The organism is Pinibacter soli, from assembly GCF_029961145.1.
Classification (GTDB): domain Bacteria; phylum Bacteroidota; class Bacteroidia; order Chitinophagales; family Chitinophagaceae; genus Pinibacter; species Pinibacter soli.
Genome location: NZ_JASBRG010000001.1, coordinates 623805 through 644837 on the forward strand (window position 1 = coordinate 623805; position 21033 = coordinate 644837).

General features: G+C 39.3%; 19 protein-coding genes. 2 read left to right on the forward strand and 17 right to left on the reverse strand.

Features of this window, described 5'->3' with window-relative positions:
* Positions 1-18: 18 nt before the first annotated feature.
* On the reverse strand, positions 19-2634 hold the full coding sequence (locus QJ048_RS02420; protein ID WP_282332734.1) for an MGH1-like glycoside hydrolase domain-containing protein: 2616 nt from the start codon (positions 2632-2634) through the stop codon (positions 19-21).
* Between the two features lie 220 nt (positions 2635-2854).
* Between QJ048_RS02420 and QJ048_RS02425 the strand changes: the two genes are divergently transcribed.
* Entirely contained in the window at positions 2855-3673 is an 819-nt protein-coding gene (locus QJ048_RS02425) for an N-acetylmuramoyl-L-alanine amidase (protein WP_282332735.1), read from the forward strand.
* Positions 3674-3788: 115 nt separating this feature from the next.
* The gene (locus tag QJ048_RS02430) at positions 3789-5174 is read left to right on the forward strand and encodes a deoxyguanosinetriphosphate triphosphohydrolase (protein ID WP_282332736.1); all 1386 of its coding nucleotides are present in this window, start codon (positions 3789-3791) and stop codon (positions 5172-5174) included.
* Between the two features lie 126 nt (positions 5175-5300).
* Here the strand turns inward: QJ048_RS02430 and idi are convergent, their stop codons facing one another.
* From idi to QJ048_RS02510, 16 genes are all read right to left on the reverse strand, one after another.
* On the reverse strand, positions 5301-5849 hold the full coding sequence (gene idi, locus QJ048_RS02435) for an isopentenyl-diphosphate Delta-isomerase (RefSeq protein WP_282332737.1): 549 nt from the start codon (positions 5847-5849) through the stop codon (positions 5301-5303).
* Positions 5850-5988: 139 nt separating this feature from the next.
* Complete coding sequence (locus tag QJ048_RS02440; protein WP_282332738.1) at positions 5989-6489, reverse strand: RNA polymerase sigma factor; 501 nt, start codon at positions 6487-6489, stop codon at positions 5989-5991.
* A 579-nt stretch (positions 6490-7068) separates the two neighbouring features.
* The gene (locus tag QJ048_RS02445) at positions 7069-7818 is read right to left on the reverse strand and encodes a tyrosine-protein phosphatase (protein WP_282332739.1); all 750 of its coding nucleotides are present in this window, start codon (positions 7816-7818) and stop codon (positions 7069-7071) included.
* Positions 7819-7909: 91 nt separating this feature from the next.
* Complete coding sequence (fcl, locus tag QJ048_RS02450; protein WP_282332740.1) at positions 7910-8839, reverse strand: GDP-L-fucose synthase; 930 nt, start codon at positions 8837-8839, stop codon at positions 7910-7912.
* Positions 8840-8921: 82 nt separating this feature from the next.
* A complete protein-coding gene (gene gmd / locus QJ048_RS02455) occupies positions 8922-10040 on the reverse strand; it encodes a GDP-mannose 4,6-dehydratase (protein ID WP_282332741.1) in 1119 nt (372 codons plus the stop codon).
* An 83-nt stretch (positions 10041-10123) separates the two neighbouring features.
* A complete protein-coding gene (locus QJ048_RS02460) occupies positions 10124-10870 on the reverse strand; it encodes a glycosyltransferase family 2 protein (protein ID WP_282332742.1) in 747 nt (248 codons plus the stop codon).
* A gap of 133 nt (positions 10871-11003) precedes the next feature.
* Positions 11004-11249, reverse strand: coding sequence for a hypothetical protein (locus tag QJ048_RS02465; RefSeq protein WP_282332743.1), 246 nt, complete (start codon positions 11247-11249; stop codon positions 11004-11006).
* A gap of 48 nt (positions 11250-11297) precedes the next feature.
* On the reverse strand, positions 11298-12590 hold the full coding sequence (locus QJ048_RS02470; RefSeq protein ID WP_282332744.1) for a nucleotide sugar dehydrogenase: 1293 nt from the start codon (positions 12588-12590) through the stop codon (positions 11298-11300).
* 134 nt (positions 12591-12724) lie between these two features.
* Positions 12725-13297: a WcaF family extracellular polysaccharide biosynthesis acetyltransferase gene (locus QJ048_RS02475; protein WP_282332745.1), complete on the reverse strand. Its 573-nt coding sequence runs from the start codon at positions 13295-13297 to the stop codon at positions 12725-12727.
* 171 nt (positions 13298-13468) lie between these two features.
* Positions 13469-14554 carry a glycosyltransferase gene (locus QJ048_RS02480; RefSeq protein WP_282332746.1) on the reverse strand — a complete coding sequence of 362 codons (1086 nt, stop codon included), beginning with the start codon at positions 14552-14554 and terminating at the stop codon, positions 13469-13471.
* The gene (locus tag QJ048_RS02485) at positions 14514-15857 is read right to left on the reverse strand and encodes an O-antigen polymerase (protein ID WP_282332747.1); all 1344 of its coding nucleotides are present in this window, start codon (positions 15855-15857) and stop codon (positions 14514-14516) included. The genes QJ048_RS02480 and QJ048_RS02485 overlap by 41 nt, the downstream gene beginning before the upstream one ends.
* Positions 15841-16980, reverse strand: coding sequence for a glycosyltransferase family 4 protein (locus QJ048_RS02490; RefSeq protein WP_282332748.1), 1140 nt, complete (start codon positions 16978-16980; stop codon positions 15841-15843). The genes QJ048_RS02485 and QJ048_RS02490 overlap by 17 nt, the downstream gene beginning before the upstream one ends.
* Entirely contained in the window at positions 16980-18212 is a 1233-nt protein-coding gene (locus QJ048_RS02495) for a glycosyltransferase family 4 protein (RefSeq protein WP_282332749.1), read from the reverse strand. Before QJ048_RS02495 ends, QJ048_RS02490 begins: the two co-directional genes overlap by 1 nt.
* Positions 18205-18744, reverse strand: a complete 540-nt coding sequence (locus QJ048_RS02500; RefSeq protein ID WP_282332750.1) for an acyltransferase — start codon at positions 18742-18744, stop codon at positions 18205-18207. Before QJ048_RS02500 ends, QJ048_RS02495 begins: the two co-directional genes overlap by 8 nt.
* Positions 18741-19880, reverse strand: a complete 1140-nt coding sequence (locus tag QJ048_RS02505; RefSeq protein ID WP_282332751.1) for a glycosyltransferase — start codon at positions 19878-19880, stop codon at positions 18741-18743. Before QJ048_RS02505 ends, QJ048_RS02500 begins: the two co-directional genes overlap by 4 nt.
* Positions 19877-20902: a glycosyltransferase family 2 protein gene (locus tag QJ048_RS02510; protein WP_282332752.1), complete on the reverse strand. Its 1026-nt coding sequence runs from the start codon at positions 20900-20902 to the stop codon at positions 19877-19879. Before QJ048_RS02510 ends, QJ048_RS02505 begins: the two co-directional genes overlap by 4 nt.
* Between the last annotated feature and the right edge of the window lie 131 nt (positions 20903-21033).

Here is a 21033-nt window from a genome sequence, read left to right on the forward strand (position 1 = left end):
GGCTCCCAAATTTTCAAATTACTCAAACCTCGGCTGAATCATTTTGGCTACAAGCCCAGTCCAGCCCGTTTGGTGGGACGCGCCAACTCCACGGCCATTGTCGCCATGAAAATATTCGTAGAATAAAATGTACTTGTTGAACTGTGGATCGTTCTGCAATTTTTCATAGTGGCCATACACCGCTCTATGGCCCTGCGCATTCTTTTTAAAAATATTGATGAGCCTTGCATTAAGCTCTGTCGCCACTTCTTCGAGTGACATTAAGTTGCCGGAACCCGTTGGAAATTCCACTTTGAAATTATCGCCATAGTAATAATGAAATTTAAGCAGCGATTCTATGAGCAAATAATTTACAGGAAACCAAACCGGACCGCGCCAATTACTGTTTCCTCCAAACATGTCAATGTCGGATTCTCCAGGCATATACTGCACACAATATTTTACGCCGTAGTATTCAAGTTCAAATGGTTTATCATCATATTCTTTTGACAGGGCCCGGATGCCAAATTCACTTAAGAACTGCGCTTCATCCAGCAATCTTGCAAGTACACTTTTAAGCTTGTCGCCAAACAAAATAGAGAGCAAATGTTTTTGATCCACACCGGGCTCGCGCCAGCGAGAAACAAGGCTCGCGATGTCTGGTCTGTTTTCAAGCAACCACCTCGCACGTTTTGCGAATTGCGGATTCTTCAATAACACATCGTGATCAAAAACTTCCACTGCATACAAAGGAATCACACCGATCAACGAACGCACTTTCAGCTTTATCGTACTGTTGTCTGGCTGCATTATGATGTCATAGAAAAATCTGTCTTCTTCATCCCAAATGTTCTTCTCGCCAATATGGGTCATCGCTTCTGCGATGTACAGGAAGTGTTCAAAAAATTTGGTTGCCATATCCTGGTAAACCGGATTATAGGTGGAAAGCTCGGATGAAATGCGCAACATATTCAAACAATACATGGCCATCCAGCCGGTGCCATCACTTTGCTCAAGGTAGCCACCGGTGGGCAATTCAGCGCTTCTGTCAAATGTGCCGATATTATCAAGGCCGAGAAATCCGCCCTGGAAAATGTTGTTGCCGTTACTATCTTTTCTGTTTACCCACCATGTAAAATTGAGCATGAGTTTATGAAAGATCGCTTCAAGAAAAGCATAGTCAGGTTGACCGGCATAACGTGCATCCAATTCAAACACACGCATAGCTGCCCATGCCTGTACAGGCGGATTTACATCGCTGAAGTTCCACTCGTATGCGGGCAATTGCCCATTCGGATGCATGTACCATTCTTGCGTAAGCAATAAAATTTGTTGCTTGGCAAATGATGCATCTATCATAGCAAGCGGAACGCAATGGAAAGCAAGATCCCAACCGGCGTACCATGGATACTCCCATTTATCCGGCATGCTTATAATATTGGCATTGTGCAGATGTGGCCAATCGCTATTGCGAACGGACATGCGATTGATCGTTTCTGGAGGATGAGACGGATCACCATTCAACCACGAGTACATGTTGAAAAAATAGTACTGCTTTGACCACATCATTCCTGCAAAGGCCTGCCGCTGAATTTCCCGCTCTTCCTTATCTGTTACGGGGCGTTGTATGTCTGCGTAAAATTCGTCTGCTTCTGATTTTCGCAAATCAAACAAATGATCGTATGCTTTCTCGCTTTGCAATGCGTGGCCTGCTGTCAATTGCAAATAAATTGTTTTGCTCTCATGCGCGGGTATAGCAATATCGTAGTTGCAAGCGGCCTTTGTTCCTGTTTGTTTCGGATTAACACCATTGAGGTTTCCATGTACGATGTATTCATTTATGCCATCCTTGTAATAGCTATTCGGATCCGTTTCTTTACCAAAGAGAGAAGGATTCGTTTCGTTCTCACAAAACAATAACTCGTTGGCTCCAGACGCATAAAACATCATTTTTCCCAAGCGGAAATGATCTATCAAAATACCGCCAATATTGGAAGACATCATCACAGGCTTGGTTGTTCGTTGCCTGTATTGCCATACATTTCTGAACCAAATCTGCGGCAGCAAATTCACCTGCACTTCACTAGCGCTACGATTATGTGCTGTTATTCTTATGCAAATATCATTGACATCTTTTTTTGCGTATTCTACAAACACATCAAGATATTCATCTTTATCAAAAATGCCGGTGTCAACCAATTCGTATTCAGGATCCTTGCGTGTGCGTTTACTATTTTCTTCCCGCAGCTTTGCATAGGGAAACTCATTTAGAGGATACTTATACAAAAACTTCATGTAAGAGTGAGTGGGTGTGCTGTCGAGATAGTAATACAACTCTTTCACATCTTCACCGTGGTTGCCATCTGTTCCCATGCCAAAGAATATTTCTTTGATAAACGGGTCTTTTTTGTTCCACAACGTTAATGCAAAACACAGGTGCTGTTTATCATCACAAATACCACCAATACCTTCTTCGCCCCAGCGGTAAGTGTATTTTCGTGCCATGTCATGAGTGGTATACTTCCACACATTTCCATCCGGGCTATAGTCTTCCCGAACAGTAGACCATTGCCTCTCGGACAAATATGGCCCCCATTTTAACCATGTTTCTTTTCCTTTATAGTGTTCAGCCAGCCTGTTTTTTTCTATGCTCATTATGGTGGTTTGAAAGCGTTGATAGTTGGTAGTTGATAGTTGTTAGGCACTATGTGAAACGGCTGCGTTTAAACGACAGGCAGCTATGAGAAGACAAATTCCACAGGAAGCCTCACAACTAAGAACTAGTTTTCTATAACAATTATGCCGCGAAACTTGTTTGCAATCAGTTTTTTGCAGAAAAATGTTTTTACTTTACGCCATACACAAACATGAGATAATGGCAAATCGTTTTTTAAGCAAGGCAGTCTTTCTTGTGGTATGCATTACGATCGTTTACGGTTGTGCACCGAAGCCTTATGCAGCTACCAACAAATCGTATAAAAAGCAGGCCAAACAGTTTGCCGAAACGTTAAAATCTTTGCCTGACAACATACCGGTGGACTCCATTGCAAACGCCCCTTACTGGACCGGCACTACGAATTTTAGCATGCGCAAGCCCAACTTTGTGATTATCCATCATACAGCGCAGAAGAGTTGCGACGAAACGTTGAAGACATTTACATTACCGCGTACGCAGGTGAGTGCACATTATGTTATCTGTAAGGATGGTACTATTCATCATATGCTGAACGACTACCTGAGGGCCTGGCACGCAGGTGCAGGCAAGTGGGGAAGTTTAACGGATGTAAATTCGAGTTCAATCGGCATTGAACTGGACAACAATGGCTACGATTCTTTTCCTGCTATACAAATAAAAAGCTTGCTCGTGCTTTTGGACACTTTGCAAAAACGGTATAGCATTCCCACTGCGAACTTTATTGGCCATGCAGATATTGCCCCTACGCGCAAAAACGACCCTAACATATTTTTCCCCTGGAAATACCTTAGCACCCATGGCTTTGGGCAATGGTATGCGGATACCACAAACGTTATCGTTCCTGCGGGCTTTAATTACCTTCAGGGACTTCGTCTTATCGGTTATGATGTAAAAGACTCCACGGCGGCAATAAGGGCCTTTAAAAGACATTTTGCGCAGGATTCTGTGGCGGTTATAAACGAGGCGGATAAGAAGGTTATTTATATGCTTTCACGGTAGGAACAAATGCAACTCGCCCTGGCCAATTTCGCGTTGTCATTTCATTTTTCAACTATCTTCGATCTTTCCAAGGGCGAACGCAATTCGCCCCTACTAACTAAACTCAATCTTTCGAATGCAGTGGGATAAATTGTACAGCGCCAAAAGAACGGGCTCTGAACACAAGATCAGCTCTTCTCCGGAAACGATCAGGAATTCATTTGTAAGGGATTATGACAGGATCATTTTTTCTTCTGCGTTCCGGCGCTTACAGAACAAAACACAGGTCTTTCCTTTGCCTGGTCCCGTGTTTGTACACAACCGTCTTACACATAGTTTAGAAGTGGCTTCTGTTGGCCGTTCCCTTGGCAAAGCGGTGGGAGATATTCTTGCAGCAAAATACAACAAGGGTAGCGAGGACTTCCAGGAATTTTACAAATATGAGTTACCTTCAGTAATAGCTGCGGGTTGTCTGGCGCACGATATTGGCAATCCTCCGTTTGGACATTCCGGTGAAGATGCGATCCGAATATTTTTCAGGGAGTTAGAAGGCGATGCAAAGAAAAGGTTTGATGACAGGCTCTCCGAAAATCAAAAAAGGGATTTTATGTTTTTCGAAGGGAATGCGAACGCGGTCCGCACACTTACGCACAACTTCAACGAGAATAGCGAGGGAGGGTTCCGATTAACTTATTCTACGCTGGCATCAATTGTCAAGTACCCAACGGATTCATTGAACGGCTTCAACAAACAAAACCTGTTTACAAAAAAATCCGGTTTTTTTGATTCTGAAGTTGGCGTGTATAAAACCATTGCAGAGAGCCTGGGAATTCCGAGCCTGTCTGAAACAGGAAACGTGTTTGTCCGCCATCCATTTGTTTACCTTGTAGAAGCTGCGGATGACATTTGCTACCGCATTATCGACTTTGAAGATGCACATCGTCTGCATATTATTTCTATCGATACCATTAAAGAACTTTTCCTTTCTTTTTTTGACAATGAAACCGGCTATGATGCACGGGAAAAAGTAGAGGAAACTTTTAATAAGATCAATGATGACAATCAAAAGATACAGTTTCTTCGCGCCAAACTGATCAACCTGTTGATCGGTCGTGTAAGTAATATTTTTATTGAAAAAGAAATGGACCTGTTGGCGGGAAAAGTCTCAAAACCGATTATTGATTATCTGCCTGAAAATGAATTGAAATTGGTTAGATCGATAGACGAATACTCTTACGCAAATATTTATAATCACCGATCAGTAGTGGAAATTGAGATCGCAGGTTATAATGTGATCGGGGCATTATTGAAAGAATTCTTCAACGCAGTGCTTTCACCAAAATCATCTAAGTCTCAAAAGTTATTACAATTAATCTCAAAACAATTTGTAATAACTGGCGACGAAAGCAAACTGTACAATGATATTCAATCAATAGTAGATTTCGTAGCCGGCATGACCGACCTTTTTGCGGTGGATATGTACAGGAAGATTACGGGGATGAGTTTTCCGCAGATTAAGTGATTTGTGGAATTTGAAAATTTGAAAATATGGTAATTTGAAAATTTATCAATTTCAAACTTCTCTGCAATAACGCTTTATACAGACAAAGAGATTGAACTAAGGAATAATTTTCAAATTAGCATATTTTCAAATTGAATTGGCCTCCGACCAATTCCTCACCATTGGGAAGGCAATGTGGAACCAGGCGGTATATTTTGCAGGATGGGTGATTAATGAATCGGCAATCTCTTCAACGCTTTTATAGCAGTAGTCCTTCACTTCGCTTTCATTTGCATAAATGCTGTTGTCATGTATTCCTACAAACACATGGTCGAACTCGTACTCCGTCAAGCCATTATCAAATGGAGCTTTGTAAACGAAATCGAATGCTTTTTTTAATGAGGTTGTGAAACCCATTTCTTCGTACAAACGTCTTTGCGCGGCTAATTCAACATCTTCATCCGGGAATGGATGACTACAACAGGCGTTGGTCCACAAACCTGCACTGTGGTATTTGTTCAGTGCACGTTGCTGCAATAGCATTTCCCCTTTCTTATTGAAAATGAATACACTGAATGCACGATGCAAAAACGCTTTCTGATGGGCCTCCATTTTTTCCATGGTGCCCAGCATCTCATCTTTTTCGTTTACCAGAATTACTTGTTGTGACATTTTGCTAATTGCAAAAATAGCCATAATACCGATTGATCAAACAAACAGACCGGTTTTGGCTTTTTTCCGACTCTATTTGTTTGATCCTTCGGTTGGAATTTGTCTTTGTAGCATGAATGCAAATGCGATTCGTGGGCGTCTTGGGCGAATGCAATTCGCCCTACTAAAATCGCTGAATTTGCTCTTTCAATAATTTGCGGGCGAAGTGAATCCGGCTTTTGATGGTTCCGAGCGGTTCACTCAGCATCTCTGCTATTTCTGCGTATTTGTATCCGTCGAAATATAGTAAGAACGGATTGCGGAATATTTCCGGCAACTGATGAATGGCTGCTTGTATGTCTTTTATCTTCAAATGACTCTCAGCAGTGTTGGCCGCCACTACCTGATTGTAATTCAATAAAAAGTCATTTGGCGTGCTGTCAAAAATGGTGTTTTGTTTAGTTCGTCTGCGGTAGTTATTAATGAAAATATTTCGCATGATCGTGTATAGCCAGGCTTTAATGTTGGTACCAACGTTGTATTTATCCTTATTGGCTAAGGCTCTGAACATTGTTTCCTGGAAAAGATCTTGCGCAGTTTCGTTGTCTCTGGTTAAAGTAATTGCAAAAGGCTTTAAAAAATCGGCGTTGCTGACAAGCATTTCATCAAATTCAATTGTTGACATAGTGAAATGATTTAATGTGTTTTAAGAAGAAAAACAAACATTTTTCACGGGTAAAAGCGTGGATTTGATGGCAATAACTAACAGTTATTGCAACGTTTAGTGGTGGCGGTATCTTTTCCCATAACGCAACAGCCTATGAGATCAAATGCCTGAATACCAAAAAGGGGTTTAATTTTTTTTACTACTAAAAGCCTGATTACCGGAAAGGACAAGAAAGTTTTTGGACTTTCTTTTTTGCATACTAAACTGAGATATTAGATATTGTATAAGATATAAGAATTACTGTTAGTTTCCTGGTGCGGGTAGAAATGCATTTCGTATATGAATATGCGAAAAAAATAAATCATATGCAAGTACTATTTTCGGCTATACAAAAACTTAATAAGCGGGGAGCGGGTTTCACCTTTAAATAATACCCAAAACCCATATGCAAAAAACAGAGTATTACCTAACGATTTCGCTGTGATTAAATCAATTAGAAGTGAGGAAATGATGAGTGGTAAAAAATAAAAATGCCACTAACCAAAAAATGTTTTTTAATGGTTAATGGCATCTATTTTATTGTAGATAGTAGAATTACTAGCCTGAAAGTGTAGGATTCAACAGAGCTCCTGTATCTAAAAGTTTCTTTACAATAGGCATTATAACAGCGCCGCTACCACGAAGTGTTTCCAAATGTCTGTCATGGTGCATATCTGTGCCTAAAAAACTTACCATGTTGTGATTGATCAGGTACTCTGCCATTTCCTGCGCAGGCTTACCATAATAACCGATTAGCGATAAAAGGTTAACCTGCAGCAAACATCCTGTGTTCTTGATTTCCTCGAAAATCTTCATGTTTGGCCGGAAGTATGAATAACGTTCGGGGTGAGCAAGGACGGGCTGATAATCATTCATTTGCAGGTTGAATATTTTATCCTGCCAATCCATTGGTCTATTTACAAATGAGAACTCGAAGAGGACATAATTTTTGGGCAACGTCAGCAGACGTTCTTTCTTTTGTACCAGATCATCCACGTGGTCATCAAGATAATATTCAGCACCAACATTTATACTTACAGGAACTTTTTCTTCTTTGATCGCCTCTTCAACCAAGGCAAGTGGAGCTTTCACTGTTTCAGGAGTATTTTTATAAATATCCCAATAAACGTGCGGCGTTGTAATTAGTTTGGTATAACCCAATTCGCTTAACCCTTTAATAAGGGTCATGGAATTAAGCAATGTAGCGGCACCATCATCAATACCCGGAAGTAAGTGAGAGTGCATATCACATTGCAATCCACTAAGGTTTGTTTCTTCTTTTATTTTCTTTTTAAAGAATGAAAACATGACAAAGTTTTGAGTGGTGCGTTTCTTCGTAGTGAGTTTGAGTTATGAAAAGTGATTCATTTCTTTTTACTCAAAATTCACCACTCAGAGCCTAAGCATTCTTTCCTTTAAATTCTTCGTAAACTTTTTCTATTCCCTGCCTTAATTCAATTTTTTCCTTCCATCCTAATGAATGCAGTTTGCTTACATCCATTAGTTTGCGCGGTGTGCCGTCTGGTTTTGAAAGATCGTGAACAATTTCACCTTCGTAGCCAACTATATCTTTTACCATAATAGCAAGGTCCTTTATGGTAATATCATGACCCACACCAATGTTTACAAGGCCCGGCTCATTATAGTTTTGCATAAGGTAATAACATGCATCTGCAAGATCATCTGCATGTAAAAATTCACGAAGAGGAGATCCTGTGCCCCACATAGTTACCGTCGGTTGGCTGTTTTTCTTCGCTTCATGAAATTTTCTGATCAATGCCGGCAACACATGAGAGTTATTAAGATCGTAGTTATCATTGGGACCATAAAGGTTCGTGGGCATTACCGAAATAAAGTTGCAGCCATATTGAGAACGATAAGCATCGCACATTTTAATCCCTGCAATCTTCGCAATGGCGTATGGTTCGTTTGTTGGTTCAAGTAATCCGGTTAGCAAATAATCTTCCTTTAAGGGCTGTGGCGCCATTTTAGGATAGATGCAAGACGATCCTAAGAACATCAGCTTCTTCACACCGTTTACGTACGACGAGTGAATCACATTGTTTTGGATCATTAAGTTGTCGTAAAGGAACTCCGCACGATAAGTATTGTTTGCAACAATACCACCCACTTTTGCCGCAGCTAAAAATACGTAATCTGGTTTTTCAGCTGCAAAAAAATCACTTACTGCCTGCTGATCCTTAAGATTCAATTCTGCAGAAGTTCTTCCGATAATGTTTGTAAATCCTTCCTTTTCGAGCTTTCTCTTTATTGCAGAGCCAACCATCCCACGATGACCCGCGATATATATTTTAAATGATTTATCCATGGTATAAAATAAAAAAGGAACGCAGGCTGCGCAAATTAAAACAAGCGCAGCCAGCGTTCATATCTTTCCAAAATTCTTACTTTTATTCGTACTGATTTTTGATTGCGAAGCCAGATTCTTTCAGCAATTTTTCTTTGCGGAAAAGATTTACATCGCTTTCCATCATTTCTTTTACCAACGCTGCAAGATCGTATTTAGGTTTCCAGCCCAATTGTGTTTGAGATTTTGTTGGGTCACCAATCAAAAGTTCAACTTCTGTTGGACGGTAATAACGAGGATCAACTGCTACAACTTCTTTTCCTATTTCAACCTGGAAGTCAGGATTCGAGCATGATTTTACAACAGCCACTTCCTTCTCCGCTGTTCCTATAAATTCCAATTCGATTCCTACTTCGCCAAACGACATGCGAACGAAGTCACGAACGGTTGTCGTAACACCTGTTGCAATTACATAGTCTTCAGGTTTTTCCTGTTGAAGGATCAACCACATTGCTTCGACGTAGTCCTTTGCATGACCCCAGTCACGGCGTGCGTCGAGATTACCTAGATAAATTTTGTCTTGTAAACCAAGCGCAATTTTTGCTGTGCCCCGGGTAATCTTTCTTGTTACGAAAGTTTCGCCACGCAAAGGAGATTCGTGGTTAAACAAAATCCCGTTCACAGCGTACATTCCATATGCTTCACGATAGTTCACTGTAATCCAATAACCGTAAAGTTTTGCCACAGCATATGGAGAACGTGGATAGAACGGAGTTCTCTCGCTTTGTGGCACCTCCTGTACTAGACCGTATAATTCTGAAGTAGAGGCCTGGTACACTTTTGTTTTCTTAATCAATCCCAAAAGTCTCACAGCTTCCAGAATGCGAAGCGTACCAATACCGTCAGCGTTGGCTGTATATTCGGGCGTTTCAAAACTCACGTGCACATGGCTCATAGCTGCCAGGTTATAAATTTCATCGGGTTGCACTTCCTGAATAATGCGGATGAGATTGGTGCTGTCAGTCAGGTCGCCATAGTGCAGTTTCAATGTCACGCCCTTTTCATGAGGGTCCTGGTACAAATGATCGATACGATCGGTATTAAACAACGACGATCTGCGTTTAACACCGTGCACTTCATATCCTTTACTTAACAACAATTCTGTAAGATATGCACCGTCCTGACCGGTGACGCCTGTAATCAATGCGACTTTCTTTGACATACTTTTTTTAATTAACTTATGACTAGTGTTTTTTTTATTTAAGATACGGTCCCTCGTTTTGAATTTGCAAAGATGGCTATAAATTACCGTTTAAAAAACTGCGTAATTTTTCTAATTGGCTTCAAATACAGAGTATAAAATCTTGGCTGAAGGCCATTGATTCTCCAAGCCTCTCTATCTTCTTTATTTGCCCTTATTCTATGCAAAATTGACGCATTACTAATGCCGCCAGCCCGCATTTTTACAATTATCTCCGGAAGATAATGTACATGAAAATGATTCTTTACGAAAATGCGTAACATTAATTCATAATCAGCCGCACTCTTTAATGAAAGATTGAAGTTTCCCACCTTGTCATACACTTTTCTTCTTACAAAAACAGTGGGATGGGGAGGCATCCAGCCTCTGTAAAATGAACGGGTTTTAAGCTTTCCCGATTTCCACGTCCTGAGAATTTTATTCAGATCCTGTTGGTGCACATATTGGAGATCGGCATAACACACATCAACATTCTCATTGGCAAAAACGTTTGCGACTTTCATTAACACGTCTTTGTCAACGTAAATATCATCAGAATTCAGAATGCCAATTACCTCGCCCCTTGCAAGTGTTAGTCCTTTATTCATCGCATCGTAAATGCCCTTATCTTTCTCTGAAACAATGGTCGATACATGCGGGTAGCTATTTACAATTTCAAGCGTATCGTCTTTTGATAAACCATCAACTATAATATGCTCAATACTGTTGTGCGTTTGCTGCTTGATACACTCCAAAGTATCTCTTACAGTATCTGCACTATTGAATGTTGTAGTAATAATTGAAATGGTCATTTTAAAAACAAAATTCTTTTGAGGTTCTTTTCCTATCAATTTTCGTTCCTTAATTGTGCCTGTGTTATTTCCTCAACCGCAATCGTAAACATACAAACGGAAGCCGCCAATATTCACCCATGCACAATCTTTATTATACTTTTGAGAAATCACTTCTACCTCTTTCTTCCTCACTCTTCAAATAAAACACATTGATCGAGCTATCGGAAAATTCTATCCATTTGTTGGATTCAATGCCCACAAAGGGCAAACTTTCTCCATGATCGGGATCTGTAGTAAGTACAAATATTTCGAATTCTTTTTGTAATCCCAAAGCAACATTCAGGCAAGACCGAAAAGGGTCGCCCGCTCTGTAGCCCGAAACAAACCAGCCTACCAAAATCAGAATTCTATTTTTCTATTTTCTCCAGCCATAAGTGTAACTGCTTTATAAGCTCCAATAATTAAGCTGGCCGTGGTCCTTTCTATAGATCCCTTTCAGGTCCATTAGCAAAGCGTTTTCGTTCATAATGGATTTAAAATATTTTTGATCAAGTGTTTTATACTCTTTATGTGCAACCGCTACTAACACCACATCATAATCGGTTCCTACTTTGTCGGAAAGATGAATGTGATATTCTTGTTCTATTTCTTTTGCATCTGCATATGGATCAACTACGTCTATTTGACTAAGTGAGTACGCCTGAAGCTCTTTTATTAGTTCGGCCACTTTTGAATTGCGTACATCACTCACGTTCTCTTTAAACGTTACGCCCATTATTAACACCTTTCCTCCATTTACCTTGTGGATGTTTTTAATAATGTGTTGTATCACTTTTTTAGCCACATAAGCAGGCATCTCATCATTAATGATCCTTCCTGCCAAAATTACTTTTGAATTGTAACCAAGTTTTTCTGACTTGTGGGTCAAATAATATGGATCGATGCCGATGCAATGACCTCCTATGAGACCCGGATGAAATTTAAGAAAGTTCCATTTCGTTTCTGCAGCTTCAAGCACTTCAAATGTGTTGATGTTCATTTTATCAAAAATGATTGACAACTCGTTCATCAATGCGATGTTCAAATCGCGCTGAGTGTTTTCAATTATTTTGCAAGCTTCAGCAACTTTTATACTGCTAGCATGATAAGTGCCAGCATCAACAACAATTTCGTAGACTTTTGAGATAACATCCAAAGACTCTTTATCACAACCCGAAACCACTTTTATAATATTAGAGAATGTATGTTCTTTATCGCCCGGATTGATACGTTCAGGTGAGTAACCCAATTTGAAATCAACACCCATTTTCAAGCCACTCAATTTCTCGATGATGGGCAGACAATCTTCTTCTGTGCAACCAGGATAAACTGTAGATTCATACACTACATAGTCTCCTTTTTTAATCACTTTACCCACGGTTTCTGATGCTTTTTGGAGCAGAAGCAAATCAGGTTGCTTGCGCTGATCCACAGGTGTAGGAACGGCAACAATGAAAAAGTTAGCATCCTTCAGGTCTTCGATGTTGTCAGTAAAATGAATGTCCGAATTTTCAAATTCTTCGGCGGTTAGCTCATTCGATGGATCGATTCCCTTACGCATCATCGCCACTCTTTCTGCATTAATGTCAAAGCCAATCACTTTAATTTTTTTCGCAAATCCTAATGCTATCGGCAACCCCACATAACCCAATCCAATTACAGCCAGCTTCGATTCTTTGCCAATTAGCTTTTGATACATAAAAATTATTCTATCTCTTTTAAATCAATATTCTTTGCGATCCAATATTCCGGAACTATAAACAACCACACATCCATTCCATTTAGCAGTAATTATTTAAATAATCATCTTAAATTAGCGTTTTTGCTTTTTTTCTAAGAGCCTTTTTCCATTAATTTTCGTTGCTTGACTGCGCTTGCCGGATTTCCTTGATAAATCATATAAGCATCCATATTTTTAGTAGCTACAGATTTTACAGTAAGAATAGAGTGCGATGCACACACAACTCCAGGGCAAACTACAGCCTGCGCTCCTATCCAAACACCATCTTCCAAAGTAATTTCACCCACTATCAAATCAAAACTTTCTTTGGTATAGTCATGATTACCTGTCAGCAACATTGCGCCTTGAGAAATACAGACGTTGTTTCCAATGTAAATGTGTGAAAGATTATCAATCCATACATTCTCGCCAATCCAACAATGGTCTCCTATTTTTAACTTCCATGGATATTTAATATTTACATACGGTTTGATAATGCTTTTTTTTCCTACACTTGCCCCAAACAATTTTAGCAATCTCACTTTATACCCTGAAGCAGGCAACCACGCTGAGTTAAACACAATGATATTTATGTAATACCAAAGTATTTGTTTTATACGAGAGGCTCCAATTTTAGCTTTGTGCCAATCATTATTATATTTTGAAAAGTTTACTTTGGACTGCATAAATAACAAAAATATTCAAAGTTCATACTTCTTTTAACTTGTGGGTACGTTGTATTTCAGGGTTTCGGGCATTGCTCAATAGCACTACTACTGATGAACGGAGCGACTCTTGTACTTTTTTTCTCTATTTAGCTCTTAGGTTAATGACATTAGCTTGCCTGCCGCAATATTTTAATTATTTGTGATCAACAAATCTTTATATAAAGCATACTGCATGGAGGCAATTGTGTTTAGGCTGTAATGCTTGTTAACCCATTCTGAAATATTTTTTCTTTTTTCTTCCCATTCATTAGCAGAAAGCTGCTTAAGTTGATTTAAAAAGTTGGTTATTGAGTTAACATCGGTGGTTATTTTAATTGCATACCCATTTTCAAAAGCTTCAGGAAAATTACAACCATCAGTAATTACAGGTACAAGTCCTGCAGCCATTGTTTCCACAACAGATGTAGGAAAGCCTTCGCTAAAAGAAGGCAGAATATAATAACGGCATTTCGAAAAATAAGCTTGTTTGGTTTGCTCATTCAATATGCCTATATAATGAATATTTGTAGAAGCAGCGCTTTGTAGCAAAGTTTCCATATTACTCATTTCGCCATCGTCTGGCCCAGCTATATATAAATTATATTCCGGTTTGTTATGTAGAGAAGATGCAAGCCAGGCATTAAGTAGTGGCATAAGACCTTTTTTATGATGCAAACGTGCCATAAATAAAAAATTGGTTTCACCGCTTTGAGGAAACTGAATAGCTTTGGCAAGTTTTACACCATTGGGTATTAATATTATTTTTTTATGAGGGAACAATCTATTCAGATTGTCCATTTCGGGTTTGCCTACTGCCCGTATAACATCAGCTTTGTTTATTGCGTTTTTCTCTACAATAGAAAAATAAACCTGCTTTTTGAAGCGCTTTTGTTGCATGCTCCAAGGCTCTAGCATACCATGGGGTGTATAAATCCACGCAAACCCTTGCTTTTTTAAATACTTCCCCCATTTGGTTGGAAACTGCCAGCAACCGTGTGTTACAATTATATCATTTTTCTTATCAAAAAAACCTTCATCAATAAGTGTTTGTAATTGTTTCAAACTTGTATCCGTTGGCTTGCCTATAATACCATCCACCTCTCCCCCTTGACCATTAGGATGAATTAAAATAGAGGAAACCATCTGTTCTTGTAAATAAGCAGAGGTGTTAATAGCGGCTTTCCATATACCTATGTTAACCGGCAATATATTGTCTACGATGTGTACGATTCGCATTTTGTGCTATTTTTTTTGATCGCCATTTTAAAAACCATATCGGAGCTAACATATAAACCGCATGGTCTACTTCTTGTGGAAAATACCCCCTGGTAATCCATTGAAAAGTTACAAGAGCTATAACAATATAAACCGTTAAACTAAGTTTATCTTTTACTCTACGTTTATTGGCAAATTTTCTGATTAACACCCCCCACAAAAAACATCCGATAATAATGCCAGAGCTTCCTCCAGCTATATAAAGTGCTCCATTGCTAAGTGTCGCCTCTCCCGTAAATTTACCCCATTTAGAATCATAGGCTTGAATAGTGGTTGCTAATTGAGGCGGCGGATATAGATCATCTTTATTGGGATAAATAAAGCGAGGAACCATCCGTACAAAAGGGTATAAAAAAATGGTAGCCCCATAATCGTAGCTAGTTTCTTTTACCGGATTATCATATAATCGATAAACAGCCATATCTGGCAAAGCACCACGTGTTTGATCGAAAACACCTTCATAATCGAAGTCAGAAGGATCATATTTCAATTTCTCATATTGTTTTGAAATCATGATATACCTATTCTCTGTAGAAAACAGAATTGCATACATCATAATAACACCAAGGAATAAACTAACAACCAGATATTTAAAATTCAGTTTATTTTTATAGAGATAAACGAAAAACAAACCGAATAAAGACAGCATAATTCTGTATCGAAAACCAAGAAGAGAAAATAGAAAAAAAGATAGCCCAATAAAAACAAGCAATTTCTTCTTGGGGAGTTCGAAAAAATAAGCAAGGACAAGAACCGTAATAAGCGAATCAGCAAAATTTTGGAGATAATAACTAGCCCCCTCCGCACCTAAACCGGCAATGCTATTACCAAGAAACAAGTCGGTAATGTTTGTGCCGCCCATAGCAAGGTTTGTCAATACAATGCCGTAAAGTCCTATAAATAAAATTGTAATCAGCTTTTCCGGATTGTTTATTTTCATTTTTGGTGGTGCCAACCAATCTGTAGAAGCAGAACCATTACGAATCCAATAACCTACAATAAAACAAAAAACAGCTAACCAACTCATAAAAAAGCCTGTGCCATAATACTCCCAAATGTAAGTCCCTACCACATATTCGGTTCCGTGATTATAAAAATACAGAGGCGTTATCAGGCAGTAAGGAGTAAAAACTACCAAGGCCCACATATAACACAAATGCCGATTCCATCCACCCCGTTTTGCTCCTAACAAAAATCCTATAAATAGCGTAGCTGCTAATAAAAAAGCCAATAGACCAACATTAGAATTATCTATTTTCCCCATACAACATTACAATTTTGAGAGCCATCGCTTCGCTGGAAATGAAACCGCTTTCTGTTAAAGCGTTTTCCCTTATAGTAGTTCTTAAAATATCATCTTTCAGCAACAATTGAATTTTTTTACTAAAGCCTTCAACATCATCTGCATCACATAATAAAGCATTTTCTCCATCTCGTAACAGGTCGTAGGCTGCACCAACAGACTTACTGCATATAATTGCATTCCCTGCAGACATAGCCTCATTAACTACCAATGCCCATCCATCGTAACGACTAGCAAATACAAACATATCAGCTATTCTAAAATAGTATGGCACTTCATCCTTCTCTCTAAACCCTAATAATACAATACGAGGATCGGGACCTATTAACTGTAATAACGCCTGCTTTTCAGCTCCTTCTCCTATTATCAGTAGTTTCACCGGAATGTTAGCAGGTAATAATTGTACAGCTTTTATCAAAGTATCCATTCCTTTACGTTCAATCAACGAACCCGAACTTAACAATACAATTTCATTATTTGGTGCATACAACGTTTTCAACGCCCGCAGCTTTATCTGGTCAATATGGCTATCATCAAATAAATGGTGATTGATATTATAAGGTACGTTAATGATGGGTTGCTGGTAATCATATGCCATATAGCCTTCCGCAGCTCTCCTTCCTATCGCCAATAACCCGTTGGTGTATTTTTTCACCGGGCCCAACAAAAATGTTTTAGCCCTTTTTTTTATTGTATTGAAAACGGGAAAAACTGGCTCTCCCCAAAAATAAACCTTAGCTCCAGCCTGCTTACTATACTTCATAGCCAGCACCACGTTAGGGCTCCAGTAAGTGCCATTTACAATCACCATTTCTGCCTTTGATTCCAACGCAACTTGCTTAATGGAGTTACTATAGTGCACCGAAGGAACTTTCTGCTGAATCAACTTCGCAAGCAAATTATTTTTCAGCACTGTTACCGAATATCCATTGGCGTTAGTGCTCAAATTCCATTGCCTGTCCTGCTCTCTTGCAGTAAAATAAACTACATGCAAATTAAAATGCTCTTTTAACGCATCAAAAAAATCCAGCTGGTATGGCGTGGGCATATTGGTATAAAAGTAAAGCAGGGGTAGTTGATTCATTATACAAAAAACTGTTGTAGGAATTGATATAGATTATTCTCATAGCTATCCCAGGTATATTGTAGCGCCGTATTTCTAGCACTCAATCGCATTTGTTGAAATTGGAAATCATCCATATTTCTAACACGTGTAATGGCTTTTCCTATTGCATCGGCATCTCTTATTGGTACAAGAAATCCGTTTTCTTCATTACGAATCACCTCGGTAGCATTGGTATTTGGTGTGGTAATAACAGGCAGGCCTGCACCCATTGCTTCTACCGTAACCAGCCCAAAACCTTCTAACAAGCTGGGAAATGCCAACACATCATATTTGCCATATAACTGGAACAAAGCATTTTGTGAGACACCTTGTTGATATTGAAAACGGCCTTTATGTTGCCAAAAAGCCTTACCACTTCCTGTTATATTACCAATAACATGTAGCTCCACATCTTTTTTATCGAATTGTGAGAATGCATCCAACAAATACTTCATCCCCTTACGCTGTGTAATACGGCCCGCATACAACACTCGTAACGGCCGATTCGACAACTTCTCAGTTTCCGGCACAAATTGAATTTTTGAAGCATCAAAACCTAATGGCAACACTTCTACTTTTGCTGCATCTACACCATCATCTGTAAGTGTTTTTTTTAGGAAAGAAGAAATAGCGATCACCTTATCTGCCACTAATGGCTCTTCTATCAACCGCTTTTCATATGGTGCCGGGAAATGCCCAAAATCAAAGCTATCGGCCCATTCCGGTTGCAACTTCGCTTCTTCCGACAATATACGTTTGGCAGTAGGCAGATGCGCGATGGTCATTTCGCATATGACCAACTTGTTATGTTGTTTAGCCGCTTTCAACGATTGTAAACAACTTCCCTGGAAACCCCAAAAAGCATCATATCCTTTTAGTTTCACCAATTTCCTACTAAGGCGCCGATCGAACTTTTCATCCCTATCTATTACCATCTGGCTCACTGCCTGCGATGTGGCCTGCAACCTCCTGGCCACTTGTTCCCTTACCTCATATTTCCAGGCAGATGAAACAGCATTAGAAGGAAGCCCATCAATAAACCTTCTCGACAAAAGGTCGAACCTGGTATGCGAAGCAAGCTTTTGAAGAACCGGATTTTTTAAATAAGAACTTGTATAGAACTTCTTCAAAAATCCTAACCGGTAAAGTGAACGGGCAACATAGTAAGAATGTTGTTTGCCCGAATGGGACAGAATTATTTTCTTATTCAAAATAAGGTGTAAACTTTAGCTGATATGAAAGTTCATTGTTACGAAAACGAATATGCTTAGCGGGGTTGCCTGCTACTACTTCTTTTACTTGTACAGGTTTGATAACAACCGATGCGGAAGCAATAACAGCTCCATCACCTATAACCGCCTTAGGCAATATAGTAACCCCAGATGCGATCCACACATGATGGCCTATCTGTACATCCCCTCCATACAATGCATGGTTGGGCGAATCAGGATCATGGCCCAACGTCCATATACGTGTGTAAGGTCCTATATCGGTATTATGTGCAATAACAATACGGTATTGACGACAATCCAGCAAGCAATGTTGATTAATAACTACATTCGGTCCTATCTCTATCTTCCAGAAATTAAGAATCCGTGTATGCATAAGAATAACTGCATGCCGGTCAATTTTATTATTGAACAAACGCAAAAAGCCCTTCCTTACAGCATGTATAGGCACATGAGTAATTACATCATTGTATAAAAAATTCAGGAACGCACCTCCAACCAATCGAATGTTCATGATCTAAAAGATTGAAATGTTTTCAGGACAATCGCAACATGATTATCCCAACTGCTATACTCTATATATCGATCCCAATGCTCATTCAAAGTTGCATCATTGGCCTGCATGGATTCATAAATGGCCGATACAAATTTGTCACGGTCATTCAGTGGAACAATATTACCAAGTTCAAAATTGGCTACAGTTTGTTTCAATGCCGAGCTGGTATCGCTTACCACAAGCTTCTTTTTATATGGTGCGATTACATTTAACACACCACTTTGCGATTGAAAGCTCGATTTATAATACAACAGAATAATATCACAAGCTTCAATAGCCGCAGCAAATGCTTCATCACTTAAAAATTGCTGATGCCAGATAATATCGTCATCCACTCCCAAAGCAGTTATCTGCTTCCTATACGCTTCAATAGGAACAGCTGTACTAGCTGGCTTTCCTGCCACAAGCAATTTTATATTGTTAAGGCTTGGCATTGCATCAATCACTTCCTTATAATTCTTTTCATCTCTGATATTGCCAATGATACCCATCATTATGCGACCTTGTTTTTCCTGTAAAAGCTTATCATAGAACACCCTGTCTTTTTCATGAACAGGATAAATTCCGTGTGGCACAACGGCCTTTACCTTGCAATTAGCATAATAGGTTTTATCAGGAAGATATTCATGGTAGAATGCCATATCCATAACTTCCATTACCTTTTTCATTGTAGCAGCAGATAAACTTTTTACGGGCAAATATTTATCCCGGTCAGGATCATGAAGAATAATAGCAAAATGATGTGTACGCTTAAGTTTTTTAAATAAAGGAACCCAAAAAAAGGAACTAAGCTGGTCAAAATCATTCATTATTACCAGGCTTGCTTTTTCACGTTTCAAAAAACGATAAAGACGCAAAGGATTAATAATACTTCTGTACAGGAAATGTAACTTTCTTATCAAGCTGTTGGCCGAAGAAATCACATCCCTCATCAACACCTTCCTCACTTCGTCACTGGCAGCAATAGAAGCATTTTCAGGCATTAACATTGTTACATTTGTCACTAATGCATTATTCTTATAAGCAGTATGCAAAGCCTTTGCATACTCATAGTTTCCCCCAAAACTATTGATGTTGTATAACACTACCCTCATTGTGCCAATCGCTGCTGCAATGCCGCTGCTGCTTGTTTTTGTGCGTCATTTGATTTAAAATATCCTTTGCAATAACCTTTTATATAGCTCCTGCGTGTTTGTTCCAGCAATATATATCCATATAAAAAAACTCTCCATCCATACTTATAATCCAGGCGTATCCAATTACGGGTGTAAGAAACATACGACCGCAAGCCCGGCAATAACAATACACTTAAGAATAGTGAATACCCTGGTAGTATATTCATTGCAATAAGAACAGGCAAAACAATAAGGCTGATGAAGAACAAATAGCGCATACTCATTTCAATAGTAGTAGACAACACGCTGCGCTGGTTCACACGGGCCTCGCCATCCCCTAAACCATAACGAAAAGCCTCCTTAATATATCCGTTCGCTTGGGTATGCCTTCCCCAATAAACAAACGGTTTATCTACTATAAATATTTTATACTGGTGGGCTTTGATCTCCTTTCCAAAAACCAGGTCATCTGCTGCGAGCGTCAACCACTCGCAATAACCACCAATAGTCGTAAAAACTTCTTTATAATAGGCAATAGAACGAGACGATGGAATGAACCAGTCGGCATGTACATCTACCTGGTAGCCTGAAGAAAGCAGGTAGGCCGCTTTAGCAGCTGTTGTTTGAATGTCTTGTTCTACCACCGCAAAAGCTCCGCCAACAACTTTTACAGTTGGATCGGCAAATGGCTGCATTAAACTCTCCAGCCATTGTGGGTGGAATCGGCAACCAAAATCTGTACTTGCTATCAAATCGTATTGGGCGGCTCTGATTGCCATATTCCTTCCTTCGGCTACATTACAACGTTGCTTTTGCAAAATGACGATAGGTACAACCGATCTTGCCTTCCACGCAAGCAGCATTTCATATGTACCATCAGTAGACCCTGCATCTGTAATGATAATCTCAGACGGTTGCAAAGTTTGAGCCTGCAGGTCTTGTATGGTTTGTTCCAGCCTTTTGGCTTCATTGAAAACAGTAGATACTAAAGTGAATCGCATAAATGCTTATAGTTGAAACTAAGTATGTTTTATTAAAGCTGGCTGTACTGATTTAATCGAAGTAGCCGAATCTATTTAATTTTAAAAAGGATTTTCAAAACAATAATAACTCAATCTTGCAATAATGTAAG